This window comes from Actinomadura sp. RB99 (assembly GCF_014706005.1).
Lineage (GTDB): Bacteria > Actinomycetota > Actinomycetes > Streptosporangiales > Streptosporangiaceae > Spirillospora.
Genome location: NZ_JABMCA010000023.1, coordinates 41,208 through 54,366, shown reverse-complemented (window position 1 = coordinate 54,366; position 13,159 = coordinate 41,208). Strand labels below are relative to the sequence as shown.

Below are 13,159 nucleotides of genomic sequence, written 5' to 3'. Positions count from 1 at the left end.
CTGAAGGTTTCCAACGAAGGCGGCAACAGTGCCTCGGTCAAAAGTGACTGAGTCACTGTTGCCCGAGGACCTGCGGACGAGGACGGCGAACGCATCGTTCGGCCGCGGACGTCCGGCTCATTCTTTTCGGCGACAGCGATGCGAAGGGAGTGGGCGATGACTGCGCCGACCATGAGGTTCGACGCGCTCCTGTTGCCGGGGATGGACCGGGCGGTGGGGCACGCGCGGCGCTGGCTGCGCGACGTGCTGGGCCTGGAGCATCCATACCTGGACGACGCGGCGCTCTGCATGAGCGAGCTGCTGACGAACGCGCTGCGCTACACCGAGTCGGGACGGGACGGCCAGATCCGCGTGGAGGTGACCTACTCGGCGCGGACCGTCCGGATGGAGGTGATCGACGACGGGCGGGCGGCGACCGTCCCGCACGTCGCCGAGGCGGCCGAGCTGGACGTCACCGGCCGCGGCCTGCTGATCGTCGCGTCCCTCGCGAAAGCGTGGGGCATGGAACCGCGCGCCGAGGGCCACGCCGTCTGGTTCGAGCTCCAGTAGCCGCGGATCACGGCGTCGCCGGCGTGGCGTCGGTCAGCGGCTTCGGCGGATAGGCGTGGAGCACGAGGGACGTGGTGACGGGGCCGTACCGGGCCAGCGCGTCGACGACTTCTTCGAGCCGTCCCGCCTGCGGGCAGTGGACGTCGAAGATGAGGCAGTCTTCCCCGGTGACCCTGAGGACGGAGGTGATCTCGGACGTCCGGGAGGCGAAGTCCAGGGCGGGTGAGAGCCGGGCGTGCGTGGTGCGCAACCGGACGACCGCATGGATGTTCAGCCCGAGGGCTTCCGGGTCGACCAGGGCCCGGTAGCCGGTGATGACGCCGCTCTTCTCCAGCCGCTGGATGCGGGCGCTCGCCGCAGGCTGCGAGAGCCCGACGCGGCGTCCCACCTCCGCGCCGGTCAGCCGGCCGTCGGCCTGGAGCAGGGCGAGGATGTCACGGTCTATCCGGTCGAGTGATTCCATTGTCGTCCGCACCATTTTCTTTGAGATCACTTGCAACACGGCCGCCGCCCCGATGCATCCACCAGAATCCGCGTCGAGCGCCCTCATGATCGCAAGGGGCGACGAGTGAAACGGTGGTGGGCAGTGACCGCGTACATCATCATCCCGGGCATCGACGGCTCGGACGGCCGGCACTGGCAGACCTTGTGGGAGCGGGAGTGGGGCGCCTCGGCGGTGAGGATCTCCCCCGCCTCATGGTCCGCCCCCGAACTGGACGACTGGGTCGGCGCTGTGCAGAAGGCGTACGACAACGCCTCGCGGCAGGACGGCCAGGTCGTGCTGATAGCCCACAGCCTGGGCTGCTGGGCGGCGTCCGCCTGGCTGCTCAAGAATCCCTCAAGCCCGGTGGGCGGCGCGTTCCTGGTCGCGCCGCCCGACCCAGCGGGCCCGGCGTTCCCACGCCAGGCGGCCTCGACGTTCACCGACGTGTCAGCGCAGCCGTTGCCATGCCCGGCCCTGGTGGTGGCCAGCGTCGACGACCCGTACTGCACTCCCGAGACGGCCGCCGCATTCGCGGCGCGCTGGGAGGCACGATTTCATCTGGTGGACGCATGCGGACACATCAACTCCGCCAGCGACCTGGGCTCCTGGCAGCACGGCCGCGAACTCCTGAACTCGCTGACCCCGCACTGATCGCCCACCACAGGTGGCGGTGCTGTCAGGGCTGGACGGCCTCTGCCAGGCGGTTCGCCATCGTCGTCTCCACGGACGGCCACTCGGCGGCGATCACGGAGAACACGGCGGTGTCGCGCAACTCGCCTTCCTCACCGGCGACCCACGACTCCGAGTAACTGCGCAGGACGCCCTCGAAATGCGCGCCGAGCCGCTCGATCGCCCGCCGCGACCGCTCGTTCCGCGCATCCGTCTTCAGCTCCACGCGGGCCACGCCCAGCGTCTCGAACGCGTAGCCGAACAGGAGCTTCTTCGCCTCGACGTTCATGCCGGTGCCCTGCGCGGACGCCGCCAGCCACGTCCACCCGATCTCGACCGCGCGCAACCGGTCCCGGCCGGGCCATGGCTGCGGATGCAACAGCGCGGTATGCCCGACCGCCCTCCCATCCGCCACTCTGACCTGTGCGAACGCCATGAGTTCAGGACGGTCGAGCTTGTCGGAGACGTACGCCTCCATGCCGGCCGCGGAGGGCACCGGTGTGAAGCCGTACGACGACCTGTTCTCCTCGGCGGCCTCCGCGAGCTCGGACACATGCCGCATCGACAGCGGCTCCAGCCGTACCACCGTCCCGTCCAGCACCGGCACGCGCCCGGGAAACCCGTTCGCCGTCACCTCGCGACGGTCCCCGCCAGCCGGTTCGTCATGGCCGTCTTCACCGACGGCCACTCCGACTCGACCACCGAGAACATCGCCGAGTCGCGCAGCGTGCCCTCCTCGCCCGGCGCCCACGACGGCGACCAGCTCCGCAGGACGCCCTCGAAGTGCACGCCGAGCCGCTCGATCGCCCGCCGCGACCGCTCGTTCCGCGCATCCGTCTTGAGATCGACGCGCGCCACGCCCAGCGTCTCGAAGGCGTAGGTGAACAGCAGCTTCTTCGCCTCGACGTTGATGGCGGTGCCCTGCGCGGACGCGGCCAGCCACGTCCAGCCGACCTCGATCGCGCACAGCCGGTCCGTGCCGGGCCACGTCCGCGGATCCCAGAGGCCGGTGTGCCCGACCGCCTTCCCGTCCGCGACCCTGACCTGCGCGAACGGCGTCAGCCCGGGCCGCGCGAGCTGCCCGGCGACATAGGACTCCATGTCCGCCGCCCCAGGCACGAGCGTGAACCCGTACGACGACCGGTTCTCCTCGGCGGCCTCCGCCAGCTGCGGCACATGCTCCAACGACAGCGGCTCCAGCCGGACGAGCGTCCCGGCCAGCACAGGAACATCAAGGCGTACGCCCATGAGCTTCTCCTCATCGCTCCTGGCATTGGCACCTTGCCGCGAAGGCAGGTTGCCGGACCGTCCCAGGGCCAGGTCCCTCAGGTCCTCTAGATGATCACAACCCCCGCATCCTGCCCGCCCCACCCACCCCCCGTCAACACGCTTCCGAGCGCACCGCCGGTCTGATCCCACAGCACGGCGGAGGGCCTCCAAGGACCCGCAGATCTATAGCGAGGGTGAGCACCCGAACTCTCTCAGTTCGGGCCGATCTGCGATCTCAGCAGGCGCCCGCTTTCCTCCTTCATGCGACTTATGTCACCCCCTTCTCACCACCTGAACAGCGTCCGGAACTTGACCTTCCAGAGCTTGCATATTACTTCGCGGTGAGTATTATGAAACCCCTTCCAGGGGAAATGCTCCTTGGAAACTTCACCGCTCCAACGCATCATGTTCCGGCCGCACCACTGGAGCGGCAAAAGGCACCTTGCGTCCGGTGCTGTGAGATTCTCACCTATCAACGAACCTAGAAAGATCACGTTACGTGTCCGCTACAACGGAATCTCATTGGCGCAAGAGTTCTCGCTGCGTCGCCGACTCGAACTGCGTCGAAGTGGCGCGCATCGCAGCAGGAAAGCTCGGTGTACGTGACACCAAGACCGGCCCCGACGGCCCGGTTCTCACCCTTGCATCAGAGGTGTTCACGACCTTCCTCGCCAAAGCCAAGGCGGGCGACCTCGACCTGCAGTGACGGCGCCACCGCGGCCTCCTCCCGGGCACCCTGGCGGAGGCCGCGCATCTTCATTCGGACCACTTCTCCTGCGCCGTGCGCGCGATGTACCGAACCGAGTCGTCGGGGTCCATCGAGGAAGCCCTCAAGGCTTTCCAGGCTCTCCGGTACCTCTCGGTTATCTCGTCATCCTGAAGGTCCATTTGCATCGTGAAGCTGTCAATGTAGGCCACGTCGGGAAATTGAACATCGTATGCCGGCGCGAACCGCAGCAGCGTGAACGCCTCTCCGATTATAGGTTCACGATGCGCCTGCAGACGCTGCACAAAGATGTGAACGTTGGGAAGCTCCGCCACTTCGAGCAGCCATTCCAATTGGCGCCGCATGATCCCTTCGTCACCGACCAGGCGCAGCAGGACCGACTCGTCGACGACAGCGGAGTAGGAAAGCGGATCCGGCCTTTTGAGCAGCTCTTGCCGCCGCATTCGCGCGTCCACGTTGCGGGCTACCTTCCCCGTTGACATCTGCGTTACGAGACGGCTGGTCTCGATGACGCTGCGCGCATACTCTCTGGTCTGCAGCAGGGCGGGCACTGTATGGGTGCTGTAGAGATGCGCCGCGGTCGCCTCGTCCTCCAACGCAACGTAGGCGGCGAACCGCTCGGGCAACGTATGGCGGTAGGCGTCCCACCAGCCTCGCTTCGTCGCACTGGTCGCGAGCGCAACGATCTCTTCCCTGTGCCCCTCTTCGACCCCGTACAACTCAAGGAGCAGGCGAACATCGGAGACTCGCACGCCGATGCGGGCGTTCTCGATGCGGCTGAGCTTGGAAGGCGACCAGTCGAGCCTGGTCGCGATCTCTTCGGCGGTCGGGCCGAGACTCTCCCTCAACCGCCGCAACTCGGCACCCAGCCGGCGCTGGCGAACGGTCGGGGCAGCCGCCATGTTTCCTCCAAGCCGTGTCGCGAGGTCCAGCGGGGCTTCGAAGGGATTATGCAACTTGCAGAGAAAGAATAGAGGACACCTGCGAGTGCCGCCAGACCCAACTGCCGCTCTACCAGCCTTGTAAGTGAGCAGCGACCACCCTGAAACTCCCAATCAGGGAATCTCACAGGCGATGCGGAGGGGGCGCAACCTCACCTGCGAGGTCACAATCAGCTTCCCCTCGTGATGCACGTGGCTATGCACCTTGCATGGCGGGTAGAACCAACTCAGACTGCAACTAGCCGGCTCGTTCAAGAGATCGATTGTCGCGTCAAGACTGTTCGGAATCCCCGCACCGGAACGGTCTGCATCCCGGCCCGGCGGGCGACGGTGCCTCGGTCGGGCCCCGGGCCGCGCACTCCGCGCGGCCGGTCCTCCGAGTCACGCCGCACGCGGCGGGGACGCGCACGGCCCTGGGGTCGTGCGGGATTGGGGGCGCTCCGGTGAGCAGCAACCCTGTGCACAGGAGCATTCTCGTCGTCGACCTGGAGAATTCGACGGCGGCGCTTCGCACGAACCCGATCAAGCAGGAGTTGCGGAGCCAGATCTACGGTCAGTTGAAGCAGGCCATGACGTACACGGGCATCGAGGACCGGTGGTGCGATCCGTTCGAGGACCGCGGTGACGGTGTCCTCGCGCTGTTCCATCCGGTCGACGAGCTGCCCAAGACGTATCTGCTGTCCCGGCTTGTGCCGAGGCTCGCGCGTCAGCTCACCGAGTACAACGAGTCGATCTCAGCGGAGGACCGGCCGAGCCGCTGCATGCGCTTACGGGCCGCCGTGCACGCGGGCGAGATCCACCGGGACGAGAACGGTCCGTTCGGGGAGGCCATCGACCTGGCGTGCCGCTTGCTGGACGCGCCAAAACTGAAGAAGTGCCTCCGAGTGAGCTGCTCGCCGCTCGTCCTCGCCGTCTCCGAGGACATCTACTGGGCGATCGTCAAGCATGGGTACGACGGGATATGCCCGGCGTCCTACCAGCCCGACCTGCGCGTCTGTGTCGCCGCGCGCCGGCGGCGAGGGTTCGTCCACGTGCCATCGGGATTTTCGGGGGCAGCCGAGGATTCCTCAATGGCGGTCGCCTGAGACTGGGTTCTCGCCATAATGGCTCAGCCGGTCTCGTCGGAGGCGCCATGTCGGTTGAGGTGGCCGCGTTGCGGGTGGGGGCATCGGTGGCGCGGCTGGCCGTCGGGCGATGGCTCGCCGGGCGTTCCACCAGGGACGCCGCCGGCAAGGACCTCACCGAACTGATCAGGACCGGGTTCCCGGACGAGATCAAGCGGCGGCGCGTCCAGCGGCAGTTCGAAGGCATCGCCGACGCGGTGGCGGAGCGGCTCCTGACGTTCGCCGGGAACGAGTTCGGCGGTCTCACCGACGGCGACCGCGAGGGCGCGCTGTTCGAGGTCGTCCGGACGCTCGACAACGCCGACCTCTCTGATGACGCATTCTTCGCGGCGGACGCCGACCCGGTGAAGCTCGCGCGGAGCCTGCGGTCGCGGCTTCCCGCGCGGCGCGCCGAGTTCGAGTTGGGCGAGGTCGGCGCCCACCTTTACGAAGTAATACTCGACGAGTGCTGCGACTGCCTGGCGCGCATCGTCATCCACCTGCCGGAGTTCGCGCCGCGCGCGTCCGCCGAGATGCTCGGACGGCTCAGCGGGCTCGCCGACCAGGTCGGAGCCGTCCTCGCCCGGCTTCCGGCACGCACCCTCACCGCCCCCGAAGGCGAGGCGGACGACGAGGAGTTCACGCGCCGCTACCTCGCCTCCATCAGCGAATCCCTCGACACGCTGGAACTGTTCGGCGTCCGCTTCGAGCGGCTCACCCGCCCGCAGACCACGCTCAGCGTCGCCTACATCAGCCTGAACGTCTCCGACGAGAGCGCGCGCAGCCTGCACCGGGCGCCGCAGGCCGTACCCCTCAGCGAATGGCGCGACCAGGTGCGCACGGGCGCCGTCCGCGTCGAGGCCGCGTTGGGCGACCACCGGCTGATGTTGCTGCGCGGCGAAGCGGGCGGCGGAAAGAGCACCCTGCTGCGCTGGCTCGCCATCACGGCGGCGCGCGGATCCTTCACCGGCCCGCTCAGCGAGTGGAACGGCTCCGTCCCGTTCCTCATCAAGCTGCGCAGTCATGCGGGCGGCGCGCTGCCGCGTCCGGAAGAGTTCCTCGACGACGTCGCTGGCAACCTCGCCGGGATCATGCCGCGCGGCTGGGTGCACCGGCGGCTGCTGTCCGGCCGTGCCCTGCTCCTCGTGGACGGCGTCGACGAGGTGACGAGCGGCCAGCGGCAGGCCGTCCGGCAATGGCTGAAAGGACTCGTCACCGAGTTCCCCGGCATCCGCGTCATCGTGACGTCGCGCCCGGCCGCCGCCGCTTCCGACTGGCTCCGCGCCGAAGGCTTCGCGACCGCCTTCCTAGAGCAGCTCGCTCCGGCGGACGTGCGGACGCTCGTCCAGCACTGGCACAACGCCGTCCGCGACTGCGCCGACATCCCGTGCACGCCGGAACGCCTGCCGTCCTACGAGGCCCGCCTGCTCGCACGCCTCGAAGCGGCCCCTCACCTGCGGACACTCGCGTCCAGCCCACTGCTCGCCGCGATGCTCTGCGCGCTCAACCTCGACCGCGAGGCGCTCCCCCGCAACCGCATGGGCCTCTACACGGCCGCGCTCGACATGCTGCTGGAGACACGGGACACCAAACGCGGCATCCCGAGCGTCCTCGAACGCGACCAGAAGATCCGGATCCTCCAGGACATCGCCTGGCACCTGTCGACCAGCGCCCGCGTCGAGCTGCCGAAGCCGATGGTCGAACGCCTGGTCGCGGACCGCCTCGCCTCGATGCCGCAGGTCCGCGTCCCGGCGGAGAAGGTTCTGGACGAACTGCTCCAGCGCAGCGGCGTCCTGCGCGAACCGGTGCCCGGACGCATTGACTTCGTCCACCGGACCGTCCAGGAGTACCTCGCCGCCAAGCAGGCCGCCGACCTCGGCGACATGGATCTGCTCGTCCAGAACGCCCACCGCGACACCTGGCGCGAGACCCTCATCATGGCCGCCGGCCACGCCAACGAGCCCCTACGCCGCGAACTGCTCACCGGCATCCTCGCCCGCGCGCACACGGAGAAGCGGCGTGCCCGCGCCCTGAAGCTGGTGGCCGTCGCCTGCCTGGAGACGCTCCCGTCCGTCCCCGACGACCTGCGCGACGACCTCGACCGCTGCCTGGACGACCTCATCCCGCCCCGCGACGAAGCCTCCGCCCGCTCCCTCGCCACCGCCGGCGAACCCGTCCTCCACCGCCTCCCCGAAACCCTGGACGACCTCACCGAAGCGGCCGCCAAGGCCACGATCACGGCGGCCTGGTCGATCAACGGCCCGGAGGCACTCGACGTACTCTCCCGCTTCAGCATCGATCCTCGTCCGAGCGTGCAAGAAGAGTTGAACAAGGCGTGGGCCTACTTCGATCCGCGCGAGTACGCCGAGCGTGTTCTCGCCGCCAGGACCGAGCAGTGGCGGGTCACCGTGTGGCGTTCGCCCGGCCGGTTGGCGGCCCTCGACCTCCTTCCGCCGCTCACGAACCTGTACGTGGTCATCGACGGCCCTCAGCCGGAGTTGCGCTTTCTCCGGCGTCACGCCCCCACGTTGAAGCAGCTGACCCTGTTGTTCGACGAGCCCGGCGTCGACCTGGCGGAACTGCCCGACATGGCGAACCTGTCTTGGCTGAGCCTGGGCGTTCCCGGGCTGGTCGATCTCGGCTTCCTGGACGATCTCCCGGAGCTTCGGAGCATCTGGCTGCCCTACTGCCAGGAGGTGCGGGACTTCGGCCCGCTGAAGCGGCACTCCCGGCTGGATGGGCTGTCCGTCCAGGAGAGTCCCCGGCTGACGGCTCTCGACCAGTTGCCCTCTCTCCGCGAGGTCACGACGCTGGGGCTGCAGCGCAGCCGCCTGTCCTGCGGCCTCCCCGCTCTGGTCGAGGCGGCCCCCTCCGTGGAGACGCTTTTCCTCGGCGGATGCCACTGGGTGGCCGACCTCGGCGCTCTGGCCGCTCTGCCCCTCCGGCAGCTCGATCTCGACAAGTGCACCGCCGTGCACGACATCGGACCCCTGGCGTCCGCGAAAGGACTCGCCTGGCTCGACCTCAGCCGGACGCGAATCTCCGACCTCGCCCCGCTCGCCGGGCTCCGCGACCTTCGGCAGCTGCACCTGGACGGTTGCGACAGGATCACCGACCTCGCGCCGTTGGCCTCGCTTCGTTCTCTGACCGCACTGTCCCTCCGGGGGGCGGCATCCGGCATCGACCTGTCGCCGCTGGCCGGGAACCGGAAGCTGACCATCCAGATCGCTCCCGGGCAGGAGGTGCGGGGCGGCGAGGCGTTGGGGCGGCGGTTGAAGGTCTCCTGAGCCGCCTGGTCCGCTTCCCTCGGCGGCCGCCGCGTGAGTGCACGTGCGCGGCTGGCCGGGGCGGCCTGCGCGGGCGGCGTCATCGCGGTGCGGGTGGGGCTGGGTGGGTGGTTACGGAAAGTTGTCGGGAAATTTCGGCATACGGGCGATGAGTTCTTCGTAGAGCCCTGGTCTGCCTGTGCGTCCGCTTCGGAACGCTCTGTAGGGAGGGGGAGACCTCGATGTCGGATGCGTCACACTGTGTTGACCACGAGTGCGGTCGAGGTCGGACGCTGGACGCCGGGGAGCAGCGCAGACCCCGGTCAGACTGTCGGACCCTCCTGGAATAGTCCTGAAGGCCGCGAAGTTTAGTCGTTGGCGAAAGTGTCAGTCTCTGCAGTATTTTGCTGCGGTATCCCCGAGAACGTCCCCACGGTCCCTGCGTGCCCGCGTGCACGGGCCCCGAACGATTGGAAGAGAGTTGACCGCTCCCGCGTCTTCGCAGACGGCGGACGGCCCGCTGGAGGATTCGGCCCCTGGCGGCGGGCTGGACCGCGGCGTGCTCGCGGTGGCCATGTGCGTCGTCCTCGGCGCGATCATGTCCATCCTCGACGTCACGGTCGTCAACGTCGCGATCAATGACCTGACCAAGGAGTTCGACGCCCCGCTGGCGACCATCCAGTGGGTCGCGACCGGATACACCCTCGCGCTGGCCACGGTGATCCCGATCACCGGCTGGGCGGCGGCCCGGTTCGGCACCAAGCGGCTCTACATGATCTCGATCGCGCTGTTCGTGATCGGCTCGATGCTGGCCGGGCTGGCCTGGTCGGCGACCTCGCTGATCGTGTTCCGGGTGCTGCAGGGCCTCGGCGGCGGCATGATCATGCCCGCCGGCATGACGATCCTGACGCAGGCCGCCGGCCCGAAGCGGGTCGGCCAGGTGATGAGCGTCGTCGGCATCCCGATGCTGCTCGGCCCGATCCTCGGCCCCATCCTCGGCGGCTGGCTGGTCGACGACGTGTCGTGGCGGTGGATCTTCTTCATCAACCTGCCGATCGGCATCGTCGCGCTGTTCATGTCCGCGCGGATCCTGAAGAAGGACGAGCCGCAGCGGGCCGAGCGCCTCGACATCCTGGGCCTGATCCTGCTGTCCCCCGGCCTCGCCTCCCTGATCTACGGCCTGGCCAAGGGCGCCGAGCTGAAGGACTTCACCAAGCCGGACGGGCTGATCCCCACGGTGGTCGGCGCCGTCCTGGTGATCGCGTTCGTGTTCCGGGCGCTGAACGCCAAGAGCCCGCTGATCGACCTGCGGCTGCTCAAGCGCCGCTCGGTGGTCGCCGCGTCCGGCACGATGGTGCTGTTCATGGCGGCGTTCATGGGCGCGATGCTGCTGCTGCCGCTGTACTACCAGACGGTGCGCGGGCAGGGCGCCCTGCACTCCGGCCTGCTGCTGGCCCCGCAGGGCCTCGGCGCCATGGTCACCATGCCGATCGGCGGCAAGCTGACCGACCGGATCGGCCCCGGCCGCGTGGTCCTGGTCGGCCTGGTCGTGGTGGTGCTGTCGGTGGCGGGCTTCGCCGCGATCCTGGAGGCCGACACGTCCTTCTGGGCGCTCGGCGCGGTGCTGTTCGTCATGGGCCTCGGCATGGGCATGACGATGATGCCGACCATGGCGGCGGCCATCCAGACCCTCGAGCACGACGAGGTGCCGCGGGCCAGCACGATGCTGAACATCATCCAGCAGGTGTCGACGTCCCTCGGCACCGCGCTGATCTCGGTGCTGCTGGCCAACAAGCTGGCGTCCAACCTCAAGCCGTTCGGCGGGGGCGGCCAGGCGAACCCGGGCCAGAAGGTCCCGGAGACGATCATGCAGAAGATCGCCGGGCCGATGGCGGACGCGTTCCAGCACACCTACTGGTACGCGGTGGCGCTGCTGGCGCTGGCCTTCATCCCGGCGCTGCTCCTGCCGCGCAGGCGGCCGGACACCACCGCCGCCGCGGAGAAGCCCGAAGTGCCGATCGCGATGCACTAGGACGCCTCTGGCGTCCGCCGAGCCCCGGTCCGGGAACCTGGTTCCCGGACCGGGGCTTTCGCCGTTCGCGGGCCTCTCAGCGCCGTCCATGGACGGTTCCAACGCCGCGGTCAGGCGGTCGCGGCGCTCTGGTCCTTCCAGTACTCGTCGCGGAGCAGGCGCTTGTAGAGCTTGCCGGTGGGGTGGCGCGGGAGCTCGGCCCGGAAGTCGACGGAGCGCGGGCACTTGTAGTGGGCGAGGTGGTCGCGGCAGTAGTCGATCAGCTCGGCCTCCAGTTCCGGGCCCGCGTCCGCCATGGACGACGGCTGGACGACGGCCTTGACGGCCTCGCCCATCTCCGTGTCGGGCACGCCGAACACCGCGACGTCGGCGACCTTGGGATGCACCGCGAGGACGTTCTCGGCCTCCTGCGGGTAGATGTTCACCCCGCCGCTGATGATCATGTACGAGCGGCGGTCGGTGAGGTAGAGGAAGCCGTCCTCGTCGACCCGGCCGATGTCGCCGAGGGTCGTCCAGCCGTGCCCCCAGGGGTCGCGGGACGCGGCGGTCTTGGCCTCGTCGCCGTGGTACTCGAACTTCGGCCCGCCGCCGAAGTAGAGCGTGCCCGGGGTCCCCGGCGGCTGCTCGGCGCCGTCCTCGTCCAGGACGTGGATCTCGCCGAGGATCGGGCGCCCGACGGTGCCCTTGTGCGCCAGCCAGTCCTCGGAGTTGGTGTAGACGAAGCAGTTGCCTTCGGTGCCCGCGTAGTACTCGTGCAGGATCGGGCCCCACCAGTCGATCATCCGCTCCTTGACCGGGACGGGGCAGGGCGCGGCGGCGTGCACGGCGCAGGCCAGGCTCGAAAGGTCGTACTTGGCGCGGACCTCGTCCGGGAGCTTCAGCATCCGGATGAACATGGTCGGCACCCACTGGCTGTGCGTGACGCGGTACTTCTCGATCGCGGCGAGGGCCTGCTCGGCGTCGAACTTCTCCATCACCACGACGGTGGCGCCGCACCGCTGGAAGACCAGCGAGTAGCGCAGGGGCGCGGCGTGGTACAGCGGCGCCGGGGACAGGTAGACCGAGTCCTCGCCGGCCCCGAACAGCCCGGTGATGAGCGTGTAGAGCGGGCCGGCGGTGCCCATGGGGGCCTGCGTGAGCGGCGGCTTGACGCCCTTGGGGCGGCCGGTCGTGCCCGAGGAGTAGAGCATGTCCTGCCCCTCGCACTCGTGCTCGATCGGCTCGGCCGGGTGCGCGGCGACGCGGTCCTCGTAGGAGTCGTAGCCCGGTGCCGTGCCGCCGAGCATCAGGCGCAGCGGCACGTCCGGCGGGTCCTGCGCGGCGGCCTCCATCGAGGCGCTGGTGATGAAGGCCTTGGCTTCGCAGTTGCCCACGATGTAGGCGAGCTCCTCGGGTTGGAGCCGGGAGCTGATGGCGGTGTAGTAGAGCCCGGACCGCTGGGCGGCCCAGGCGACCGCCAGGTAGAGCGGGTGGTTCTCCAGCATGAAGGCGATGTGGTCCCCCGGCCGGAGCCCCTCCGCATGGAGCAGTCGCGCGAGCCGGTTGGACTCGTCGTTCAGTTCGCGGAAGGTGACGACCCGGCCGGAGCCCGCCATGATGACGGCGGGCTTGTCGGGCGTCTGCGCCGCTACGTGCCCCAGGTGCATGGCCGCACGCTACCGGCCCGGACGGGCGAATGGAATCCCGTTCGGTTTATGGGACGGTCAGACCAGCATGTGGTCGAAGTCCCCGTCCTTGGCTCCGCCCACGAACGCCTCCACCTCCTCGCGCGTGTAGACGAGCACGGCCCCCTCCGGGTCCCGGGAGTTGCGCACGGCGATCTCCCCGTTCGGGAGTTCGGCCATCTCGACGCAGTTCCCGCTGGGGTTGCTGCGCCGGCTCTTCTGCCAGACCAGCCCGTCGCGCCAGTCCGACATCTGGTGGCCGTCCATCGTTTGTGCCCCCTCAGGCGTCTCAGCCTCCCCTGACGGGAAGGCCGCGATCTCGCCCCACCCCACACCATGGTACGAGATGCACGTGCATTCGTTCTTGCATTCGTTCATGCAGACGGTCTTGCATCTGCACGACTTGGGGAGCAAGATAGCGAACGCTCGCCGGTACCGACCCAGCACGCCTTCGA

12 protein-coding genes and 1 riboswitch are annotated in these 13,159 nt (G+C 68.8%); of the genes, 6 read left to right on the top strand and 6 right to left on the bottom strand.

All coding sequences use genetic code 11. From position 1 onward, the window contains the following. The first annotated feature begins 156 nt into the window (after positions 1-156). Positions 157-549, top strand: a complete 393-nt coding sequence (locus tag amrb99_RS21515; protein ID WP_190858715.1) for an ATP-binding protein — start codon at positions 157-159, stop codon at positions 547-549. Positions 550-556: 7 nt separating this feature from the next. On the opposite strand, the gene amrb99_RS21510 is transcribed toward amrb99_RS21515, so the two are convergent. Then, positions 557-1,012 (bottom strand): Lrp/AsnC family transcriptional regulator, encoded by a 456-nt coding sequence (locus tag amrb99_RS21510; RefSeq protein ID WP_190858713.1) that lies wholly within the window; start codon positions 1,010-1,012, stop codon positions 557-559. A gap of 123 nt (positions 1,013-1,135) precedes the next feature. Between amrb99_RS21510 and amrb99_RS21505 the strand changes: the two genes are divergently transcribed. After that, positions 1,136-1,684 carry an alpha/beta hydrolase gene (locus amrb99_RS21505; RefSeq protein WP_190858711.1) on the top strand — a complete coding sequence of 183 codons (549 nt, stop codon included), beginning with the start codon at positions 1,136-1,138 and terminating at the stop codon, positions 1,682-1,684. Positions 1,685-1,709: 25 nt separating this feature from the next. Here the strand turns inward: amrb99_RS21505 and amrb99_RS21500 are convergent, their stop codons facing one another. Both amrb99_RS21500 and amrb99_RS21495 read right to left on the bottom strand, forming a co-directional pair. After that, entirely contained in the window at positions 1,710-2,336 is a 627-nt protein-coding gene (locus tag amrb99_RS21500) for a GNAT family protein (RefSeq protein WP_206700044.1), read from the bottom strand. Next, a complete protein-coding gene (locus amrb99_RS21495; RefSeq protein WP_190858709.1) occupies positions 2,333-2,950 on the bottom strand; it encodes a GNAT family protein in 618 nt (205 codons plus the stop codon). The genes amrb99_RS21500 and amrb99_RS21495 overlap by 4 nt, the downstream gene beginning before the upstream one ends. A 7-nt stretch (positions 2,951-2,957) precedes the next feature. After that, positions 2,958-3,047, bottom strand: a riboswitch (SAM riboswitch). A gap of 423 nt (positions 3,048-3,470) precedes the next feature. Between amrb99_RS21495 and amrb99_RS21490 the strand changes: the two genes are divergently transcribed. After that, on the top strand, positions 3,471-3,677 hold the full coding sequence (locus amrb99_RS21490) for a DUF397 domain-containing protein (RefSeq protein WP_190858707.1): 207 nt from the start codon (positions 3,471-3,473) through the stop codon (positions 3,675-3,677). A 50-nt stretch (positions 3,678-3,727) separates the two neighbouring features. On the opposite strand, the gene amrb99_RS21485 is transcribed toward amrb99_RS21490, so the two are convergent. Further along, entirely contained in the window at positions 3,728-4,600 is an 873-nt protein-coding gene (locus amrb99_RS21485) for a helix-turn-helix transcriptional regulator (protein ID WP_190858705.1), read from the bottom strand. 482 nt (positions 4,601-5,082) lie between these two features. On the opposite strand from amrb99_RS21485, the gene amrb99_RS21480 reads away from it, so the two are divergent. The 3 genes from amrb99_RS21480 (at position 5,083) to amrb99_RS21470 (ending at position 11,040) form a co-directional block, all read left to right on the top strand. Further along, a complete protein-coding gene (locus amrb99_RS21480; protein WP_190858703.1) occupies positions 5,083-5,724 on the top strand; it encodes a hypothetical protein in 642 nt (213 codons plus the stop codon). 47 nt (positions 5,725-5,771) lie between these two features. Then, entirely contained in the window at positions 5,772-9,029 is a 3,258-nt protein-coding gene (locus amrb99_RS21475; RefSeq protein WP_190858701.1) for an NACHT domain-containing protein, read from the top strand. Between the two features lie 460 nt (positions 9,030-9,489). After that, the gene (locus amrb99_RS21470) at positions 9,490-11,040 is read left to right on the top strand and encodes a DHA2 family efflux MFS transporter permease subunit (protein WP_241755765.1); all 1,551 of its coding nucleotides are present in this window, start codon (positions 9,490-9,492) and stop codon (positions 11,038-11,040) included. Between the two features lie 110 nt (positions 11,041-11,150). Here amrb99_RS21470 and amrb99_RS21465 read toward each other — a convergent pair whose 3' ends face one another. Continuing rightward, a complete protein-coding gene (locus amrb99_RS21465) occupies positions 11,151-12,686 on the bottom strand; it encodes an acyl-CoA synthetase (protein WP_190858698.1) in 1,536 nt (511 codons plus the stop codon). 57 nt (positions 12,687-12,743) lie between these two features. Beyond that, a complete protein-coding gene (locus tag amrb99_RS21460; protein WP_190858696.1) occupies positions 12,744-12,971 on the bottom strand; it encodes a DUF397 domain-containing protein in 228 nt (75 codons plus the stop codon). Positions 12,972-13,159 lie beyond the last annotated feature (188 nt).

Coding starts and splice junctions, on each gene's coding strand:
- amrb99_RS21515 (WP_190858715.1), top strand. CDS start 157: ATGACTGCGCCGACCATGAGGTTCGACGCGCTCCTGTTGCCGGGGATG.
- amrb99_RS21510 (WP_190858713.1), bottom strand. CDS start 1,012: ATGGAATCACTCGACCGGATAGACCGTGACATCCTCGCCCTGCTCCAG.
- amrb99_RS21465 (WP_190858698.1), bottom strand. CDS start 12,686: ATGCACCTGGGGCACGTAGCGGCGCAGACGCCCGACAAGCCCGCCGTC.
- amrb99_RS21460 (WP_190858696.1), bottom strand. CDS start 12,971: ATGGACGGCCACCAGATGTCGGACTGGCGCGACGGGCTGGTCTGGCAG.
- amrb99_RS21495 (WP_190858709.1), bottom strand. CDS start 2,950: ATGGGCGTACGCCTTGATGTTCCTGTGCTGGCCGGGACGCTCGTCCGG.
- amrb99_RS21485 (WP_190858705.1), bottom strand. CDS start 4,600: ATGGCGGCTGCCCCGACCGTTCGCCAGCGCCGGCTGGGTGCCGAGTTG.
- amrb99_RS21475 (WP_190858701.1), top strand. CDS start 5,772: ATGTCGGTTGAGGTGGCCGCGTTGCGGGTGGGGGCATCGGTGGCGCGG.